This window comes from Halalkalibacter oceani (assembly GCF_023715705.1).
GTDB lineage: Bacteria > Bacillota > Bacilli > Bacillales > Bacillaceae_D > Halalkalibacter > Halalkalibacter oceani_A.
Map to the genome: position 1 here is coordinate 1 of NZ_JAMBOS010000005.1, position 20,397 is coordinate 20,397.

The following is a 20,397-nucleotide window of genomic DNA, read 5'->3' on the forward strand; positions in this document are numbered from 1 at the left end:
AAATTTGCACAAATGTGCTCCTTCATTATATAGGAGGGTGGGTCAGTCATGTCTTAATTGGATCAAATTCATGTCCGAGGCGGATCAAAAAGATGGCACAACTGGTTCAATCGGATGGCTGTAATCAATTGTTAACTCAAAATAAACTTCATTGCAGTAATGTTAATAATAAAGTAATTGTTACTATACTAATTAATGTCGTCATTAATGTAATACTCGAAACAAGTTTCGGTTCAGAATCAAATTGTACGGCAAAACGGTTGAGCTCCAAAAAAGTAGTTGGTAAAGGATTAGACCTGTCCATCGTTTGCCTAGGAGCTGCATCAGAAACTGGATCAAGACATTGGAAATTCATTGTCATATATAATGACAAAGTTCCAATTTTTACAATACCCGTTAAACTCAATCTTATATTCTTAAACTATCAAACATAGGAGGTTTTTAAATGTCAAAACATGTTAAAGAAAGTGTAATTGTTAATCATCCCCTTGAACCATTAACTCCAGAGGAATTATCTCTAACTACTGATATCCTAAAAAAAGAAAAAACAACTTCAGCTTTTCGTTTTGTATCCGTTACTCTACTAGAACCTCCAAAAGAAGTAGTCTTAAATTTTAAGGAAGGCGATGAAATTAACCGAGAAGCATTTTGTATTTTATTAGATTGTTCAGAAGGCAAAACCTATGAAGCTGTCGTTTCATTAAATGATAAAACGATCAGTTCATGGACATATATCCCTGATGTGCAACCGTCCATTATGCTCGATGAATTTTTAGAATGTGAGCAAACGGTTAAAAGAAACCCCGAATTTCAATCAGCTCTACTAAAACGCGGGATTAAAGATTTTGATTTAGTGATGGTCGACCCTTGGTCTGCAGGGAATTTTGGAATAGAAGAAGAAGATGGCTTGAGACTCGCTCGTGCCATTTGTTGGTTAAGATCATTTGCCGATGATAATGGATATGCAAGACCTATCTCAGGCTTATATGCTCTTGTCGATTTAGGCAAAATGGAAGTTGTAAAAATAATTGACAATGGAGTTGTACCTCTTCCGCCTTTAGACGGAAATTACACTCCAGATTTAGTCGGGGAATTACGAACGGATATTAAACCTCTAGATATTATTCAGCCAGAGGGTCCAAGTTTTGTAATCAAAGGACATCAAATTGAGTGGCAGAAATGGAACATTCGCTTTGGTTTTACTTCACGCGAAGGGCTTGTTCTTCATACGGTTACATACCAAGATAAAGGCGAAGAACGTCCAATACTATACCGTGCTTCCCTCTCAGAGATGGTCGTTCCTTATGGAGACCCGAATGAACCTTATAACCGCAATAATGCCTTTGACGCAGGAGAATACGGAATCGGAATGGTTGCCAATCCATTAACTTTAGGTTGTGACTGCCTTGGTGAAATAAAATATTTTGATGCCCATTTAGTGGATACTAGCGGAAATGTTGTAACAATCCCTAATGCGATTTGTTTGCATGAAGAAGATTATGGTATTGGCTGGAAGCATACTGACTGGCGTACAGACAAAGTGGAATTGCGTCGCTCCAGAAGATTAGTTCTTTCTAGCATTTCAACCGTTGGAAATTATGAGTATGGATTTTTCTGGAATTTCTACCAAGATGGTTCTATCGAGTATGAAGTGAAACTTACTGGTGTTTTGCATACAGGTGCAATGCATCCAGAAGAAACATCAAAATACGGTAACCTCATCGCTCCACAATTATATGCACCTCACCATCAACATTTCTTTAATGTTCGTCTTGATATGATGGTGGATGGTGTAAATAACTCCGTATACGAGGTCAATACAGAAAGCGCACCACCAGGTCCTGATAATCCGTTTAAAAATGCATTTTATCCAGTATCTACTAAATTTAAAACGGAACAAGAATCCATAAGAAATTTAAGTATTGAATCGGCTCGGTATTGGAAGATTGTCAATGAATCGAGTAAAAATCTTGTCAATGAGCCAGTCGGCTATAAATTATTTACAGGAGAAAATTGCCTACCTTTTGCCCATGAAGACTCTAGCTTACTAAAACGTGCAGGTTTTCTCAAAAATCATTTCGTCTGTACACCGTATGATTCTGAAGAAAAATATGCATCTGGTAGATACCCTAACCAATATGCTGGCGGCGATGGCTTACCTTCTTATACGAAAGCTAACCGCTCGATTGATAACACAGATATCGTGGTTTGGTATACGATGGGCCACCATCATATTACCCGTCCTGAAGATTGGCCTGTTATGCCGACTGCATATATGGGCTTTATGTTAAAGCCTGTAGGTTTCTTTGACCGTAATCCAGCTTTAGATGTCCCCCCTTCTGTACCAAAACACGGTTCAAGTTGTCATACCTCATGTTCATCGTAATGAAGGTTAAATGACAAATGAAATGCCTGTCCTAATCTAATGATGGGCAGGCATTTTGATTAATCTCTAATCGTTTAGGAGGGGCATCTATGTTTTTTGGGATCATGATTTCTATAGTCATCATCTATACTCTTGTATGTATTAGAAAAGTTTATCGTAATCGTAAAAACCTTGAAAATATGAAAGGCCTAATATCTGCAATGATCATTAGTATGATGGCTAGTGTGACATTGGGTGTCATACTAGGTGTCATCATACGAGACTTAACGTTCTCTACTATAATAAGTGTCTCATTTGGGATCGTGATTGCAATGGCTATTGGACTACCAATCAGTTTCTTAACAATGCTTGAGGGTGCTGGTGCTGGAATTATGGGTGGGATGATGGGAGCAATGCTCGGTGATATGCTCCCAACCACAAACTTTATTTTAATGGTCAGTTTTATGGTGCTGATTTTTATTTTGTCAGTCCTAGTGATCTTTTATCTTATTGATCAAGAATTGAGCTCACAAAGTCCTCAACCTAAAAATAGCATTCCTTATTCAAAAATAATCACAACCACTCTCTCCTTACTCATCCTTTTGTTTTCTACAATACTTGAGTCTGGTGATTTAGATCAAATTCATTTGGAGCAAATAGAACGACATATGGAAGGGCATCATCATTAAAAAAGAATGATCTAGCAATTGCTCCTTACCTTATATGTACAAAAAACCTACTCATGAAATTATTTCCTATAAAATTAGTTAAATAATATAACATACTCATTGCTTCGAATCTATTAGAACTATACTTTTATAGTAGAGTGTTTATAAAAATTAGAAAATTATAAAAACTCACTGAGGAATTTTACCTTTTTTTCTACATCGGAGTGAAGTTGTCCAGATCACATTCCCCTTTATTAGGTGATAATTTATTGTCTCTGCTCTGATCGTTTACGAAATCTTATTTCAATCATAAGGAGGAAGAAGCTATGTTGGTCAAAACGGTAATCGGTAATGTTAAAAATCAAGAAATTAATGTAGAAACGGTAGAATGGCTAGAACTAGATTGGGAGGAGTTGAATAAGCGGATTTTAAGAAAGCAAACGAATAGAGGTACGGAAGTCGCTATCTCTCTAGACGGAGATTCCCATCTTCACTATGGTGACATTATCTTCAAAAATGATGATACGATTATTGCTGTTCGAACAAAGCTAGAACCTGCCTATGTAATTACGCCTAAATCTATGACTGAAATGGGAAAAGTCGGATTTGAATTAGGTAACCGCCACACCCCCTCCCTTATCACAGAAACAGAAATTATTGTCCGATTTGATGAAACATTAGAATCGATTTTTATAGACGCTGGAGTAGCTTATGAAAAAACGGAACGTCGTTTCGAAACTCCATTTAAGTATAAAGGACATCATCATTAATATCTTATGGATTCAAAGCAACTTTAAGGCAAAATTATTTACAGAAAAGGAGTTTTCAAATGAAAAAACCTGTAAGAATTGGTATTGGTGGTCCTGTTGGATCTGGAAAAACGGCTTTAACGGAGAGGTTGACACGAGCGATGTACAACGATTATAGCCTGGCAGTTATTACGAACGATATTTATACAAAAGAGGATGCCGAGTTTCTAACAAAGAATGGTGTACTACCTCCAGATCGAATTATTGGTGTTGAAACGGGAGGGTGCCCACATACTGCCATTAGAGAAGACGCTTCTATGAATTTTGAAGCGATTGATGATTTAAATGATCGGTTTGAAGAACTAGATATTATCTTTATTGAAAGCGGTGGAGATAACTTATCTGCCACATTTAGTCCTGAACTAGTGGATGGCTTCATTTATGTCATAGACGTAGCAGAAGGACAAGATATTCCCCGTAAAGGCGGACCAGGAGTTACTCGTTCAGACCTTTTGGTTATAAATAAAATTGATTTAGCTCCTTATGTAGATGTCGATTTAGAGATGATGAAAACAGATACAACTAAAGCACGCGAAGGTCGTCCTTTCATCTTCGCGAACCAGAAAAAAAATATTGGAATTAATGAAATCATTCAATGGATCCAGCACCAGTTATTACTCGAAGACTTATATGAAAAAGAATCTTTAAGTGTCGATCACTAATGCTCTAGTGCTGCATAAAACAGAGTCTTAGATAGGGCATTAAAAACATAGGATTTGTCACAAATCGTGAGTTACTTCAAAAAACCAGACAACTTCTTGTGCGATTTCGCAAGAAGTTGCCTGGTTCTATGTTAAATTTTAATGTTGATATTTTAACCATAATCATTAGCATTGCATAAACAAAAAGTTCAGTTGTCAAACAAGTAAATGTAGCTGCTGAATCATAATCTGAACATTCAGATTATGATTCAACTTAGTTCAATGGAAAAAAGGACAACAGGTAAACAAATGGTAGTCCTTATCCACAATTTTACAGTTATCTTTTTCCTAGTTAAATAGAGGGTCGTACGTCAAGTCGTCTAAATGACTCACCTCTCCTTCCTCGAATTGATGCTCAATGTTTCGAAATTCTTCTTCCCAGTTCAGCTTTCCTCTCCCCTTAGAGGAACGTGTAGGTTGTCTGAAAAGAGCACGAAGGAAGACATCAAATTCGTTAAATAAGAGGATCTGAAGGGTTTGCTTCATTTCAAGCAAAGGACCTTCATGGTGCACCTGTTGCTGTAATAAAACTTGCAAGCAGTACGTGATCAGAGCGACCCAGATTTGATTACACACGGCATTCTCACTCTTGCCATAGAACGTTTTAAACGTCAAATGTTGTTTCATCCACTTGAAAAAGGTTTCAATTTTCCAGCGGTAGTGATACAGGTCTCCGATTTCTTCGGCAGACAATTCGAAACAATTGGTGACAAGGATGACTTTGTTTCCTTGCCCATCGTGCGTTTGAACAATCGCACAAGATGCTCCATTTGAGTTCCATTTTCCATGCTTCCTAGAAATACTTCTTGGTCTTGGATAATAGGAGAATTGGCTTTGGGAACCTGTTCGGAAAGCACATCAATTTTGGCATTTTTCTTTAAACGTGTGATAAAGCGAACGTCGTGTAAGCAAAGTTTATCAAATTTTTTATAGTCGACATATCCTCGATCAAACAAGTGAATTGCATCGGAATCGATGTCAATAAGTTCCGTCAATTGGGTGTGATCCGCATGTCTAGCCGGTAAAATAATCCCTTTATCAGGAAGAACGACTTCATCTGTGACCACGACTCGTAAATGGAGCCGAACTCCCGCTTTGGTTTTGCGAAAAGTCACCCATGGATACTGGCTCAAACTCATGCTCATCGTCGTGGAATCAATGACATGCAAGCGACCGATGTCGCGAATGATAGGAGAAGTCTTCATGTTCGCTTGAATGCTCAACACTAAGTAATGAGAGATTTTTTCAAATAACTCAGGCGATAAATCGCCCAGTTTTCTTGAAAGTTGGGACGTGCTGATGGCATCAAAAGCAAGTTGAACATGAAGTTCTTCCTTGTCTTTAAGCTGCTTGGACATCGCCGTTAAGCTTTTGGTTTCATTCAATTGCGAAATAATCAACAGTTGAAGAAATTTATAGGCAGTTAACTTTTTCACGTACTTATCAAGGTCGATCACGTTAATTAGGTTGGAAAAAGTCTGTTCATCTATGACTTTTAGCAGTTTATTAATTGTAGATTTTATGGTATTCTTGTCCATGTGTATCTCCTTGTATTTAGGATTTGGACAGAACTACCAAACCTAATTATAAGGAGTTTTTTTGTGCTTTTGAACCATAAATTTCTACTTCGAAACTACTTGACAAATCTTGAAGAACTTTATGCAAAGTTAATGGTCAATTATAAATAAATTATTAGTCGTCTGTAAAACTATCCTCGTTACTTTCTGTAATGCTTTAAACAAAGTCGGTAAAAAAATAACACTGTAAGATTCAAATACGAAAGACGACCACTCATAAAAGTGATCGCCTCTTATATGTTTTATCATTTACCAGTATCATTTCATTGCGCAGCAAACGAGGTGCTTCTTTAATAGAAGCTCCCTTTAGTTTCACTAGAAACTTCTAAAGCAAGACCATATAACCTAATATAGATTTCTAAAACAACAAACATATAAACCAAAAAGTCGTGGGATGAGTCTGGTTCAATACTGCCTTCACACCAGCCAATTAACTGCTTAGTTTGATGACGTACAATAGTTTGTGTAAATGATTTGAAACAAAAAAAGAGGTAGGGTACCCTCTAGTTAACCGCTAAACCAACTGAGAGGAGATGCCCTACCTATGAGTACTAGTATAGGACAAAACACACTTGAAAATCAATTAGATTCTATGGTTCGTGAGTTTGTGAAAGAAAAACTTGAGACTATGATGAAAGAAGAAATGAATAGTTTTTTTGAACATGAACACCCAGAGTTAAAAAACCAGAAGAACGGCTTCTATCAAAGGCAACTAGATACCAAGTATGGAAGATTGGAAGATCTACAAGTGCCTCGTGATCGTGAAAATGCCTTTCAAACAGAGATCTTTTCTCCTTATCAACGACGTGAGCAGTGGCTTGGTGAAACCATTATCACAATGTATCAAAAAGGTGTAAGCACCCGTGAAATTGGTCAGTTTATTGAGCGTATTTTAGGTCATTCTTACTCGGCTGCAACGATTAGTCAAATCACCGACGTCGTGGCAGAGGATATTGAGTCTTGGCAACAACGTCCACTGAAAAAGCGCTACTCTGTCCTTTATTTAGATGGTACTTATCTCAAGCTGCGTCGTGATGATGTTGCTAATGAAGTCGTCTATCTCGTTGTCGGCGTCACGGAAGATGGCTTCAGAGAAATTCTGGGTTTCTATGTTGGTGGCCAAGAAAGTGCGCTAGGTTGGAAGACGATTCTTAACGACCTTTATCACCGTGGCCTTGAAGAAGTTCTTCTAGGTGTATTCGACGGGCTTCCAGGTCTTGAGGAAGCTATGAAAGCCGTTTATCCAAAAGCGGATGTCCAGCGCTGTGTTGTTCATAAGGTTCGTAATGCTCTCAATGCCGTCAGAAAGAAGGATCAGTCCGCTGTAGCTGAAGATCTTAAACCTATTTATAAAGCCAATACTCAAGAGGAAGCCAAGGAAAAGTTCCGTGCTTTCAAGGACACATGGCAAAAGAAATATCCAAAAGTCGTTAAAAGCTGGGAACAAGACCTTGATGTTCTGCTGACCTTTTTAACCTATCCCTCCTCTATTCAACCGATGATTTACACGACGAATATCATCGAGCGAACGATCAAGGAGATCAAGAAACGCACCAAAACCATGAACAGTCTCCCCACTGAAAAAGCGGCTGAAAAAATCGTTTACCTTCAATCGATGGACTATAATCAACGTTGGGCAGAAAGAAAATTAAGAGGCTTTAGTAATGCCTACTCTACTTTGCAGGAGATGTTCAAACAGCGATACGGAACCGAACGCGAATAGGGATGTGGAAATTTTTTCTGGTATGGCCCCCTCGGGGGCCATACCAGAAACTCCCTCCCCTAAGACCTGAGGAAGTACCCTATTGATTTTTACACAACTTATTGACACTATCGTAAAAACAGGAAGTTACTAAAGATAAATCTATGAAGTAGGAATTACTTAACTAAGGAAATAATATTGTTGCTTTCGTAAGAAAGCGGATCAGAGATCTTTCGGAAGTGTTGCTTTTCCAGGCGGAACACTTCGTAAGGTCTCTTTTTAGTTGTATTGTGTACCTTATAGTTTCCAGTTCTCTCTAGCCATTTTAGGCTGCAGCCGTTCCAATCTTCTAGGGTCGAATATATCCGGTTTTTAGCGAAGTTGTTCTTTACGTATTTCACGACATTTTCAATTTTTCCTTTCGATTCAGGGTCGGCCTTCCTACATAGATACACTCGAAACTTTCTTTGGTGGATATAGTCTTGGAATGATTTGGTCAAGATCAGGTCTCCTGCATTCTCACTCACCGCGATCAAATTATCTTGATCATACACCACCTCTTCAGGAATCCCCTCAAAATATTGAAAGGCTAAGTCATGGCAACGGATGGTATCATTGGTGGTAAAGGGTCTGTTTAACCACCACATGTATTTCTGACGTGAATGTGCTAGCACAAACGCGATGAAGTAGAGGCGCACCTCCTTGCCGTGTGTATCCTTTTGAATAGTCTGTCCCCAGTCTACTTGAAGCTGTTTTCCCGGCGGCAGTTCCTCGACAGACTCATATTCACGTGACTCTTCCTTCTTCTCAATTTGATACAGATCTCTTACCTCATTGACATAACGTCGCACTGTGCTTTCCCCAACATTAATATTCGGAAACCGTTCTTGGAGCCAATCATATACCTGAGCTCCACTCAGAGAAGGAAACTCCCGCAGCCAATTGACGATCCAATCCCGATAGGGATCTAACTTCTTCTTCCGATCACCTGGTTCAAATTCTTCTACGGCCTCTTCAAACGTCATCTCCAAATATTTATACACTGTAGTGCGTGAAATCCTTAACCTTTTAGCAATCTGAGAAACTCTTAATCTTTGCTTTCTCAATTGATGAATTTCTAAATACACCATTAACTTTTCCTCCATTATGTTCCTCCTATAAGCTGATAGAATCAGTTTACAGGAAAGAATTTATTAGGCGAAAAGTGTTCATTAGAAGTGAGCAAAAACTGTTCACTTTATTCTAGCAGTTACAACTGGAACGCTTCCACAGCCCGCGCTGTGGAAGCAATGCAGGATGACCTACGGACAGCATGGAATCACTTATTAAATCATTTCCCTGACTATAGTCATCTCCGACTATCAAGTAAGGAGCAACCTTTCTTTGATAAAAAAGTCTAATGGACCAAACGCCAAATCAAACGGACCACAATCCAGCTGATTTGGCGTTTTTGTTAGCTTTCTTCTTGATAGGGATTGATGTCTTTCGGCTTTTGATAGGTGACATATGTTTGGGCCAGCATGTCATGGATCGAGCGTTTATCCTTGCGGAAGACCACCATAAAAATACTCACAATGAAGGCAATTCCCAGTGTAATGACATAGACAAAGCCCGCGACGATCGTCCGCAGCAGCATCGCACCAATTCCGACATCACTTCCGTCCAGCTTCACAATGCGGATGCCGCAAATCCGTTTGCCGACTGTATAGCCGTGCCAGAAAACAGGCAGCAGCAACGTGTACAAGAGATTCACTGCGCCTTGAAAGTTCTCAAACGTATCCGATTCTAAACTGACATCGATTCCGATCAAAGAACCAACAATCAACACCGCAACAAAAATTAATAACCCATCAATAATAAGTGCTCCTAAACGAATCCAAAAACCGGCTGGTTGTTCGACCACTTCCATCACTCCTATGTATCTCTATATTTGAGTCAATTACCCATTATACCTTGATTTCACTCCAATGAAAACAATCGTTAATCAACTAAATTAGGAAGTTGACAATCATCGAAAATATGACTATTCTATTGTTAACCAATTAAAGAAAGTAGTGAACAATAATGTCAACCCGTAAACGTTTTATTGCGACAGGAGACATGGTACTTGTCGCGATGTTTGCCGCTTTAATGGCGATCGGCGCCAACCTGACATCGTTTCTCGTGATTGGCTCTGTGCCGATTACGTTGCAGACGCTTTTTTCGATTCTTGCCGGGGCATTGCTCGGCAGCAGGCTGGGCGCTTTGGCGATGACGGTTTATCTTTTCGTCGGACTGGCGGGCTTCCCGGTGTTCGCTCAATTTCGCGGCGGGCTTTCTACCTTGCTCAGTCCCAATTTCGGCTTTTTGCTTTCCTTTGTTTTCGTAGCTCTGATCACCGGCCTCATTATTGAAAAAAGCCGGACAAAAGCGTTGCCAACTTTTCTGATCGCCTGCTTTACCGGACTCGTAATAAACTATGTATTCGGCACTCATTATATGTATTATGCTTTTCAATTTCTTGCAGGCCTGGAAGCGATCAGCTATCAGCTCGCCTGGGCATGGATGGCCGCCCCGTTCGTAAAGGATACGATTCTGACTATTTTTGCCGCGCTTCTTTCCCAGCGAATGTATAGCCTGATCCGCAACCGAGCTTGAGACAATGGGAGGCTTCTCCCTCTCAAGCTTAAGCAGTGTGCGAAGTCTGCGCCTGCTTTAAAAAAATCCGCTACCGAAGCGAGTTACTTCGATAGCGGATTTGCGCAGAACGGAGCCACTGCCATGTTTTTCCCTCTCACCTTCGACTTCTGATCCAACCTCGCAGCAAATCGAATCGTTCACAGCACCATCGCTGCAAACCAGCCGAATAAAAAGAGTGTAATATTAAAATGGATAAAGGTCGGTACGCATGTGTCCCAAATATGATTGTGCTGCCCATCGGCATTAAGTCCGGCTGTCGGACCGAGCGTGCTGTCGGACGCCGGCGCTCCGGCATCACCTAAAGCTCCCGCCGTGCCGATTAACGCGATGATCGCCAATGGCGAAAAACCGGCCGCCATTCCTAATGGAACAAACAGCGTGGCAATAATCGGGATGGTCGCAAAGGACGAACCGATTCCCATCGTCACAAACAACCCGACGACGAGCATTAAAAAAGCGGCAGCCGCCTGGCTATCCCCGACGATGTTTGCCACCTGATCAACAAGCAGATCAACATGACCGGTTTCCCTGATCACAGCGGCAAACCCTGATGCTGCGAGCATGACAAATGAAATAAAGGCCATCATTCGCATCCCGTCCGTTACAACCCCATCAGCTTCCTTCCATTTCAACGTACCGCCTGCCAGAAGGACAATAATCCCCGCTAATGCCGCGATAATCATTGAATCTGAAATCGTCTGGACGACTAATGTGAGTAAAATCGCGATCACTGCAACAATAATCGACGCTCTCGTATAGTCCTGCTTTTCCTGTTTCACTCCGATTAGAGCACGGTTCTCATACGTCCGTCGCTTGCGATATGTCAGAAAAATCGCGACCAGCAGCCCGACGACAAGACCGGCAGTCGGGATCGCCATCGCTGTTGGAATTTCCGCAAGCTGAATCGTCAAGCCATTTTCGTTCATGTTTTCAGCAATAATTTCATGAAACATCAATCCAAAGCCATATGGCAAAAAGATATACGGCGCCGTTAACCCAAAGGTCAGAATCGTCGCGATCGCTCTGCGGTCAACCTTAAGTTCATTAAGAATTTTTAAAATCGGTGGAATCAAAATTGGAATAAAAGCAATATGAATCGGTACTACATTTTGCGAGAAACACGCAACAATGACTAATAAAAAGAAAATCAACGCTTTCGACAACGCCTGTCTGCGGGAGTCCTGGCTTTTTCCGACAAGCTTAATCACTGCAGAAACCATCACCTCCGGCAAGCCGGTACGCGCAATCGCAACAGCAAAAGCCCCTAATAAAGCATAGCTCAAGGCAACCGGCGCACTTCCTCCAAGTCCGTCACTAAACACGTTGACGGTCTGCTCGAAGCCCAAACCGCCTAACAACCCGCCAATAAGCGCCCCAAGGGCCAGCGCTATCACCACATGAACCCGCGCCAAACTTAAGACGAGCATCACGATAACCGCGATTAATACAGCATTCATCTCTCTCAACCCCAAATCCTTTATCTTATTAAATCGCTAATGAGAAAAAGCATCTTCTACGTTATCAAACCTGTTAAGTTATTGTCAAATACTATTTTTGGAGTTGATGATGGGAATGTACGAAGTCCGGATGTGGATTAAAAGAGGGTAATCCACCGCTCCTGAAATTTTTTTTACCAACATAAAATAGATAAAGAGCTTGAGACAAAACTAGCTTTGGACCTACTGGCAATGGCTTCACACGCCACAAGCCCGTTGTGAGAAACCCACTCACAACGGGCTTTAAAAGATCGTGGCGGTTCCGCTCATTGCTTAGAGAGGCTGGGAAAAAGGTAAAAAACAACCTTTTGTCCCAGCCTCCCTCCCTTATTCTGCCTCGGCAATCTCCTGCTCGAGCAAATCAAACATTTCCACACCTGCTTCGCTGATCTGTTCACGGAAATAGTCGCGTAACGGCATCGCCAGCTCTCTAAAGGCTTCGCGCTCTTCTTCCGTTAATTCAATGATTTCAGTTGGGTTATCTGTATCATCGATGATCGCCTGAAGCAGTTCTTCATTCATTTCCGTCTGCATGTCGAAGACGATTGGCTGCATTTCTTCGACCGTTTCATCGATCATCGCGCGAATGTCTTCCGGGAGCCCATTATAGAAATCAGGGTTGACCGTCGTCATCGCGACATAGTTGTTATGATTGGAAATCGTCAGATGGCTTTGCACCTCATGGAAAGAAGCATCTTCGATAAAGAAGATCGGGTTCTCTTGTCCATCAACTACGCCAGAATCAAGTGACGTGTAAAGCTCGCCCCAGCTTAAATCAATCGGTGAAGCTCCGTACGCGCGATAGGATTCCTGAATTAAAGGGGAAGCCTGTGTACGCATTTGAAAGCCTTCAAAGTCCGCCGGAGTTCGCAGCTCACGATTACCAGTCCAAGCCATTGCCCCTTCCGTCCAGAAAGCAAGCGGCTTAATATTTTGTTCTTCATACATGGCGGCCAGCTGAGTATTCAGCGCCTCGCTCGAATTTAAAATCTCCTGCGTGACAGCCTGGTCATCAGGAAAGAGAAATTGCAGCGCAAACACTTGCCCTTCGGCAACCATTCCACCAGTAAATCCCGGGGATACAATCGCAAATTCGACAGCCCCGCTCTGCAGCTGCTCAACCTGGTCAACCTCACTGCCTAACGCACCAAACTCGAACGGATCCATCGTAATCCGGCCATCTGATTTCTCATAAAGGTGGTCGGCAAATTCAGCCGCATATTCATATTGAACCTGACCCTGCACTTCCTCTGTTACAAATTGCCAGTGGTACGTTTCTTCTCCGCCGGCAGCACCATCGCCATTGTCTGTTCCTTCATCACTAGCCGAATCATCAGCCCCTCCACATGCAGCAAGTGTTACTGTCAAAGCTCCGGCTAGAAAAATAGTTTTCCAGTTTCGCAATTTAAACGTCATCAAATACCCCCTGTTTATTTTTGTATCTATTGAAGAACAAATCACTATAGTAAAAACAGTGAAATCTCCTCAAATACTATGATCAGTACCGAGCAAAATAAAAGAATGAGAATGTACGGCGGTGTTCCACGAATGACATCTAAATAAGACTTGTTAAATACTGCACTCGCCGTAAAAATATCGACGCCAAATGGCGGGGTTGCTGAACCCACAGCAGCTTGAAATACTATTACGACACCAAGGTGAATCGGATCAATATCTGCTGCCATTGCAATCGGATAAAAGATAGGCGTCAAAACTAAAATAACGACAATTGGATCGACAAACATACAGCCGATAAAGAAAAACAAGGAAACAATAAAGAGAATCTGTAAAGCTGACGGCTCGAAACTGAGAATCGCATCGGCCGCCATTTGTGGAATGCGCGCCCGTGAAATCAGCCACGAAAATGCCTGTCCCGCCGCCACAAGAATAAAGACAGCAGACGTAACCAAACCGGTTGAAAGGGCGATTTTCGGCACTTGAGTAATCTTGATCGTCCGGAAAACAAGCAATTCCAGAATCAGAGCATATAAGACGGAAATACCAGCGGCTTCAGTCGGGGTAAAATGTCCAAAATAAATCCCGCCGACAATGATGACCGGAAATCCTAATGGAAACAACGCTTTGGCCGTGACCCTGCCGCGCTTGGCCCAGCTAAGCTTTTCGACCTTTGGGATATTATAAATCCGGGCGTGAATATAGCTGTACAGCGCAAACATCACGAAGACCATCACACCTGGTCCGATTCCGGCGATAAACAGATCACCAACCGAAACGCGCGGTGCCGCCAGCGCATAAATGATCATCCCGATACTTGGCGGAATGAGTAAAGCAATATCACTGGAGTTGATAATGAGAGCAATCGCACTTGAGTCTTTATATCCAACTGAAAGCAGCCGCTTTCGCATCGGTCCGCCGATTGCCACCACGGTCGCCTGCGTCGAACCGGAAATCGAGCCGAATAACGTACATGCGGCGGCAGTCGTAATCGCGTAGCCACCCCGCAAATGTCCGACAAAGGCGCCGACAAAATCGAGCAGCCGTTTTGACGTTTTCCCTGTCGCCATAATGTCCGCCGCAAAAATAAACAACGGCACAGCGAGTAAAACATACGAGGAAATTCCCTGCATCATCTGCTGGACGAGCAGCATGGGGTCGACGTTCGGCATAAAAAAGACAATGACGGCCATCGCTGCTGCCAGCATCGGAATCATCATCGGGAACCCCAGTAATAAGAGCACAATCATAATTACGAGCATCGTTGCTAACATTCTTGGTTCCTCACAGTCGTTTTTTTATGAATAATCCTTTTTCTCCTGAGCTAAATACACTTCTTTTTCCTTAATATTCACCCACATGTTCCGTAAAAACTGAAGCGCGCCCAACCCGAGGCCAAGCGGCACAAAAAAGGCCATAAAGTACACCGGCATCCGCATCGCCGTCGTCACACGGCCGCTTTCATACAGCGACATAAAATAATCAAATCCATACTTAGCTAAAATAAACAGAAGAATAGAAGTAATAGCTGGAATAATAATGGAAAGAGCTTTTCTGATGGGAAACGGGGCGATATCAAAAAAAGCAGACATACTGATGTGCCTTCCCTTTCTGGCAGCATAGCTGATACCCATGAATGTCGCTACGGTCACAGCAAATAAACTGACTTCTTGAGAGAATGACCACCCGTCGCCTGTAATCGACCTGCTTAATACATTGCCAACAATCATGATCGCAATCACAATAATCGCGTAGCTCAAAATATATTCTTCAATTTTCATAAGCACTCGGTCTAACATCTTAACAACTTTCAAAGATTCATAACCTCCCTCCTATGAAATTATGTAAAAAAATGAATTTCAATCAAGAGCTATTAACAATCTTACTTGAATTGCTCCAGTTCCCACAATCTCCAGATTTTGTCTTAATTCTGACTGAGCCTGAATATAAAGAGCTGAGCCCAGTTCATAAGGCTCAGCTCTTTATATTCTCCATCCAACGCAAAAATAATAGCAAATACTCTGTCCATGTAAGATAAACTTCCATCAGCTGTCCTCTTCCTGCTGCTTCATTTTTTCATGTTGGTTTACTTTGCTATTTCGCATAGAGATCTGCTCGGAAATAAGTCACGTATAAAAAGGATAAAGCTCAAATATAAATTTCTAAAAAAAGGAAAAAGCCCCTTCCTTGCTTACTCTCATCAGTTCTTCAAATTCAATCGATGTGATCCACTATGTCACAGCTGAAATGAGTGGTGTTTTTACATATAAATAAAGCGTCCTCTAAGGCAAATGGCCAATATAATGTAAGGCTAAATACAACACACTCTTTTTCCACTTGCTTGTAAGTAAATTTCGTATTACTCCATAGAAAGAAAAACATTCGCTTTCCAATATAAAGAAGAAAACAGCATCAGCCCTTTGGACCAATGCTGTCCTCTCATTGTATATGCTTATTTAACTACTCCACAAATTTCTAAAGCCGTGCGAATATAAACTTCCGTAGCCAAGGTTAAATCATCAATTTCTATAAATTCATTATCCGAATGGGCTACACCAATATCTCCCGGCCCAAACATCAATGTAGGAATGCCCGCTATTCCATTTAATATTCCCGAATCTGCCCAGAAGGTTTCTCCTGAAACTTCAGGTCTTTTTCCGGTAATTTTTTGAACATTTTCTTGAACAGCAAGCACAAGCCTGTCTTCTTTATTTATTTCCATGGCGGGACGAGGACGAGGGATATAATTCACTTGCACATCCACCCCATCGTGACGTAGACTTACTTCCCGAGCAAGCATTTCAATATCCTGTTTCACTTGTTCGATCGTTTGGTTAGGCGTCCATCTAACATCTAAATAAACGTTACATATATCAGGTACGATCCCCGAAAATGTTTCAGTTTGCCCTAATAAAAAAGGTTTATTTGCTTTGGCGCTTCCTTGTATTAAGCCTACATTAATTGTAGGAGATCCTACTAACGGATGGGTTATCTCGTTATACTGTGGAATTAATTTATGCTCTATTTGACCGATGAAATCTGCCGCCGGGTAAATTGCATTTATTCCATTACCCGGCACACTCGAATGAACAGATTTTCCTTTGAAGATAATTTCAAAATCATCCATTCCTTTATGTGCTGTAACAGGGAGACATTTCGTCGGTTCTGTTACAATAGCATAATCTGTTATAGGGCCATTCTTAGCAATATATCTAGCTCCTGCGCTTCCAGCAGCATCTTCGTCAATTACTCCAGTAAATATTGCGTCTCCTTTTAATGAGACACCCAGTCGCTTCAGAACAATAAGGGCATAAGCCATTGTGCCAATTCCTGATTTCATATCAGCAGAGCCGCGTCCGTACAACTTATTGCCTTTTAGTTTTGCGTCAAACGGGTTTTCCATTCCAAAAGGAGGCACTGTATCAATGTGACCATTAAACATTAAACTCGGTCCTTCTCCCGTCCCTTTTAATGTAGCAATGACATTTGCTCTCCCATCCACTACTTCCTGTAAATAAACATCAATCCCTTCAGATTCAAATAGCTCCTTTAAATGATTAGCTATAGGTATTTCTCTTTTCTGGTCAGCCCAATGACTTGGAATTCTAATTAAATCGCGAATAATTTGTAAAACCTCTTCTATTTTTATATAGTCATTCATATTCCAAGTAGTTGTCATGTTACCCTCCTCCTAAGAAGAATCTCTATGCTCTATATTTTTTTATCAGGGTTAGTTTATAGTTGCAGAGCTGTCGTATTATGGAAAAGCCTCGTATCCTTAGTCATTAGGACGCTGCCTCTTTAAGTTCTTCGAATAACACTTGGCCATTAGGAATATCTTCTAATGCTTTGTCATAAACGTCTTGTATCGCTTCTCTAAACCCGTCGATATCCGGTTCAATAATTTCTGTCCCCCTATTTTCTGCTTCTTCTAAAGATTCAAAATAACTATTTTTATAGTATGCTTTGCCGGCTTCTATTGCGATTTCTGCCGCTTCAAAGAGGATATCTTGCTGTTCATCAGTTAACGAATCCATTATTGCCTTAGACATCACTAATAAACGCTGTTGCTGATGAGTCTTTGTAAGACTGTAGTAATCAGTTACCTCTACAAAGTTATCTTGAATATATTGATCAGGAGAAGTAACGCCCGCGTCAAGCGTTCCTTGTTGCAACCCTACATAGACTTCAGAATAGGCAGTAGGCGTTGGCTGAGAACCTAAAGCTTCAAAGCTCAATACATACCCCTGAGATGGAGGAACGCGGACCCTTAATCCATTCATATCTGAAACTTCATGCACTGCCTCTTTTCCATACACATTAAATTCCACAGCTCCTGCATGACCTAAAGAAATAAGATTATGATCTTCCAACAGACTAAAGTAACTATCTCCAACCTCACCTGCTAGAACTTCATTAGCATGTTCAAATCCATTAAATAAGTAGGGGAGATCAAAGATTGCAAACTCTTCCACAATATTACTAACAGGAGCAAAGGCTGTTAGCACTAATGCGGTATCTCCCGCCTGCGCGCTCCCTACCATTTGCGCTTCATCTCCCAATTGTCCTTGTCCAAAAACATCTATTACGAGAGAGCCTGCTGATCTTTCCGCTACTTCTTCAGCAAAAGTGGTAGCAATGACATGGTAATCACTTTCTTCACTTAGCACATGTCCAAATCGTAAATGCACCGCTTCATCAGATCCTACTTCTTCGCTCATACCCTCATTTGCTTCTTCAATACCTTCATTTTGCTCATCTCCTGAGCTATCAGTTGATTGAGCACCACAGCTTGCCAAAAAAACACTTACTACAATTAACATGAGTAGATGAACAAATTTCGACTTCATCAAATCTTCCCCCTTAATAATTATAGATACTAAAATTTTCAACTAATTTCTTACTATTTAATGCAAGAATGGCTTTTCTACGTTAAGCTGATAAGGAGCCATGACAAAACTTTTAGCAATGTTGGAGTTGTGGGGCAACTTCGTCGATGCGCTAAAAGTTTTGCGATTGGCTTATTTTAGAACCACCAGTTATAACGACCACCCCCCTTCAAAATTAGAAAATCATTCCTCTACTTAATTTAGTTTGCTAAAGAGGGCAACCATGTAGAAAGAAAAGGGATGTAGGTAATAATGAGCAAGTCTACAATTAACACACCCAAAAAAAGCAAGACTGGACGAATAATTTGATCTATTCGTAAATTTGCAATTTGACATGCTACATATAAGTTCACTCCTACTGGAGGAGTTACCATCCCAATTGCTAAATTAACGATCATAACAATTCCGAAATGAATCGGATCTATCCCAAATGTGCTCGCCATAGGGGCTAAAATTGGGACGAGTATAACAATTGCAGCAATGCCTTCAATAAACATTCCCGTCACTAATAACAACAAGTTTGCAAGCAACAGAAATACAATTGGATTAGTCGTGAAATTAGTAATAGTTTCTCCTAATAAATGCGGCACTTGGGCAGTCGTTAAGATATACCCAAAAATAGATGCGAACGCGACAATAATTAGAATAATTGCGCTCGAACGGGCTGATTTAGAGAGGATCGGAAGAATGTCTTTGAATTTCAATTCTTTATAAAAAACAAAAGATACAATAAACCCGTACACAACCGCAATAACAGAAGCTTCGGTTGGCGTGAACCACCCTAAAAAGATTCCTCCTAAAATAATAAGTGGCATTAATAAAGCTAAGAAGGAGTCTGCAAGCGCTTTGACAAATTCTTTCAGCCACTCGCTCTTACTAATCTTCGTAACAGCGTCAAAATCTCTCACCCTAGCTATTACTATGATGGTCACGATTAAACTCAACCCTACTAATATTCCTGGAATAAACCCCGCTAAAAATAAATTCCCAATAGACACATTCGCAACTAATCCATACATAATCATATTTATAGAAGGGGGAATAATCGCTCCTAACTCCCCTGAAGAAGCACATGTCGCAGCTGCAAATCTCTTAGGATAGCCTTTTTTCTCCATAGCTGGTATTAATGTCGAACCAATTGCAGCTGTTGTGGCAGAAGAGGAGCCAGACATGGTAGCAAAGATCATCGAAGTTAAAACTGCTACCGCACCAAGACCACCTCTAATCCACCCCACCAAAACATTGGCTAGATTTATTAAACGTTTTGAAATACCCCCAGACTGCATAATATGACCTGCTAATATAAAAAATGGAATGGCTAATAATGTAAACGAATTTAAACTTTCATATGCTTTTAACGGCAACATAAGCATCGGCATTCCATTTATGTTCATGACGATTAAGGAAGAAAAACCTAATGCAACAGCAATGGGTACACTGATGGTAAAAAATATAGCTAATGAGACGAACAAGATTATCACGGCCACTTCCTCCTTATCGGCTATTCATCTATTGAGAGGACCCGTTAACTTTTTTCAACTTCAGGCTCCCGAATATCCTTATTATTGATAACCGTATCAATTAATAACGTGATTGTATTAACCATCATTAGCACTCCACTAATTGACATTGATACATAGAGATAGAACATTGATATCCTCATTACCGGCGCTCTTTCTGTAAGCCCCTGCCTTGCCCATTCAAGTCCAATGACAAACACACAGGCATAGAAAGATAAAGAAACAATATGGGCAACTACTTTTATGATTTTTCCAGGAGCCTGAGGAATGGCAAATATTAGTGCATCTACTGCCAGCAGTCTTGCATACCTAGTAGCTACTGCTCCCCCAATAAAAACGATCCAAATCATTAAGTATCGGGCCAACTCCTCTGTCCAAGGAGCGCTAGTATACACATCAAAAGCGGTAAATAAAAAACGAACCAGAACTTGATAAAACACTACCAGTGTCATGACAGCTAAAGCTAAGCCAAGCAAGCCATCTAAAACTTTATTGATCCAGTCCACCCACTTCACAAACGCTCTCATCACAGAACC

General features: G+C 41.0%; 17 protein-coding genes and 2 pseudogenes. 7 read left to right on the forward strand and 12 right to left on the reverse strand.

Annotated features, from left to right (window positions below):
* Window positions 1–92: 92 nt before the first annotated feature.
* From M3212_RS22020 to ureG, 5 genes are all read left to right on the forward strand, one after another.
* Window positions 93–434: a hypothetical protein gene (locus tag M3212_RS22020; RefSeq protein WP_285874122.1), complete on the forward strand. Its 342-nt coding sequence runs from the start codon at window positions 93–95 to the stop codon at window positions 432–434.
* Between the two features lie 11 nt (window positions 435–445).
* Complete coding sequence (locus M3212_RS06425; RefSeq protein WP_251193140.1) at window positions 446–2,386, forward strand: primary-amine oxidase; 1,941 nt, start codon at window positions 446–448, stop codon at window positions 2,384–2,386.
* 89 nt (window positions 2,387–2,475) lie between these two features.
* Window positions 2,476–3,054: a hypothetical protein gene (locus tag M3212_RS06430; RefSeq protein WP_251193141.1), complete on the forward strand. Its 579-nt coding sequence runs from the start codon at window positions 2,476–2,478 to the stop codon at window positions 3,052–3,054.
* Window positions 3,055–3,359: 305 nt separating this feature from the next.
* Entirely contained in the window at window positions 3,360–3,803 is a 444-nt protein-coding gene (locus tag M3212_RS06435; protein WP_251193142.1) for an urease accessory protein UreE, read from the forward strand.
* A 59-nt stretch (window positions 3,804–3,862) separates the two neighbouring features.
* A complete protein-coding gene (ureG, locus tag M3212_RS06440; protein WP_251193143.1) occupies window positions 3,863–4,504 on the forward strand; it encodes an urease accessory protein UreG in 642 nt (213 codons plus the stop codon).
* A gap of 327 nt (window positions 4,505–4,831) precedes the next feature.
* Here ureG and M3212_RS06445 read toward each other — a convergent pair whose 3' ends face one another.
* On the reverse strand, window positions 4,832–5,344 hold the full coding sequence (locus M3212_RS06445) for a transposase (protein WP_251193379.1): 513 nt from the start codon (window positions 5,342–5,344) through the stop codon (window positions 4,832–4,834).
* Window positions 5,341–6,081, reverse strand: a pseudogene (locus tag M3212_RS06450) (IS4 family transposase); the annotation flags it as partial. The pseudogene M3212_RS06450 and the gene M3212_RS06445, both read right to left, overlap by 4 nt.
* Window positions 6,082–6,664: 583 nt before the next feature.
* Here M3212_RS06450 and M3212_RS06455 point away from each other — a divergent pair.
* Window positions 6,665–7,843 (forward strand): IS256 family transposase, encoded by a 1,179-nt coding sequence (locus M3212_RS06455; RefSeq protein WP_251193144.1) that lies wholly within the window; start codon window positions 6,665–6,667, stop codon window positions 7,841–7,843.
* 158 nt (window positions 7,844–8,001) lie between these two features.
* Here M3212_RS06455 and istA read toward each other — a convergent pair.
* Both istA and M3212_RS06465 read right to left on the reverse strand, forming a co-directional pair.
* Window positions 8,002–8,952, reverse strand: a pseudogene (istA, locus tag M3212_RS06460) (IS21 family transposase); the annotation flags it as partial.
* A 323-nt stretch (window positions 8,953–9,275) separates the two neighbouring features.
* Window positions 9,276–9,731 carry an RDD family protein gene (locus tag M3212_RS06465; RefSeq protein WP_251193145.1) on the reverse strand — a complete coding sequence of 152 codons (456 nt, stop codon included), beginning with the start codon at window positions 9,729–9,731 and terminating at the stop codon, window positions 9,276–9,278.
* A gap of 155 nt (window positions 9,732–9,886) precedes the next feature.
* Between M3212_RS06465 and M3212_RS06470 the strand changes: the two genes are divergently transcribed.
* Window positions 9,887–10,459 carry a biotin transporter BioY gene (locus tag M3212_RS06470; RefSeq protein ID WP_251193146.1) on the forward strand — a complete coding sequence of 191 codons (573 nt, stop codon included), beginning with the start codon at window positions 9,887–9,889 and terminating at the stop codon, window positions 10,457–10,459.
* A 179-nt stretch (window positions 10,460–10,638) separates the two neighbouring features.
* Here the strand turns inward: M3212_RS06470 and M3212_RS06475 are convergent, their stop codons facing one another.
* The 8 genes from M3212_RS06475 to M3212_RS06510 form a co-directional block, all read right to left on the reverse strand.
* Window positions 10,639–11,958, reverse strand: a complete 1,320-nt coding sequence (locus M3212_RS06475; protein WP_251193147.1) for a Na+/H+ antiporter family protein — start codon at window positions 11,956–11,958, stop codon at window positions 10,639–10,641.
* A 366-nt stretch (window positions 11,959–12,324) separates the two neighbouring features.
* The gene (gene dctP, locus M3212_RS06480) at window positions 12,325–13,413 is read right to left on the reverse strand and encodes a TRAP transporter substrate-binding protein DctP (RefSeq protein WP_251193148.1); all 1,089 of its coding nucleotides are present in this window, start codon (window positions 13,411–13,413) and stop codon (window positions 12,325–12,327) included.
* Between the two features lie 44 nt (window positions 13,414–13,457).
* Complete coding sequence (locus tag M3212_RS06485; RefSeq protein WP_251193149.1) at window positions 13,458–14,726, reverse strand: TRAP transporter large permease; 1,269 nt, start codon at window positions 14,724–14,726, stop codon at window positions 13,458–13,460.
* 24 nt (window positions 14,727–14,750) lie between these two features.
* Window positions 14,751–15,266, reverse strand: coding sequence for a TRAP transporter small permease (locus tag M3212_RS06490; protein ID WP_251193150.1), 516 nt, complete (start codon window positions 15,264–15,266; stop codon window positions 14,751–14,753).
* A 638-nt stretch (window positions 15,267–15,904) separates the two neighbouring features.
* Window positions 15,905–17,131 (reverse strand): M20 family metallopeptidase, encoded by a 1,227-nt coding sequence (locus M3212_RS06495; protein ID WP_251193151.1) that lies wholly within the window; start codon window positions 17,129–17,131, stop codon window positions 15,905–15,907.
* 106 nt (window positions 17,132–17,237) lie between these two features.
* Complete coding sequence (locus tag M3212_RS06500; protein WP_251193152.1) at window positions 17,238–18,302, reverse strand: TRAP transporter substrate-binding protein; 1,065 nt, start codon at window positions 18,300–18,302, stop codon at window positions 17,238–17,240.
* 239 nt (window positions 18,303–18,541) lie between these two features.
* A complete protein-coding gene (locus M3212_RS06505) occupies window positions 18,542–19,822 on the reverse strand; it encodes a TRAP transporter large permease (protein ID WP_251193153.1) in 1,281 nt (426 codons plus the stop codon).
* A gap of 44 nt (window positions 19,823–19,866) precedes the next feature.
* Complete coding sequence (locus M3212_RS06510) at window positions 19,867–20,388, reverse strand: TRAP transporter small permease (protein WP_251193154.1); 522 nt, start codon at window positions 20,386–20,388, stop codon at window positions 19,867–19,869.
* Window positions 20,389–20,397: the final 9 nt, after the last annotated feature.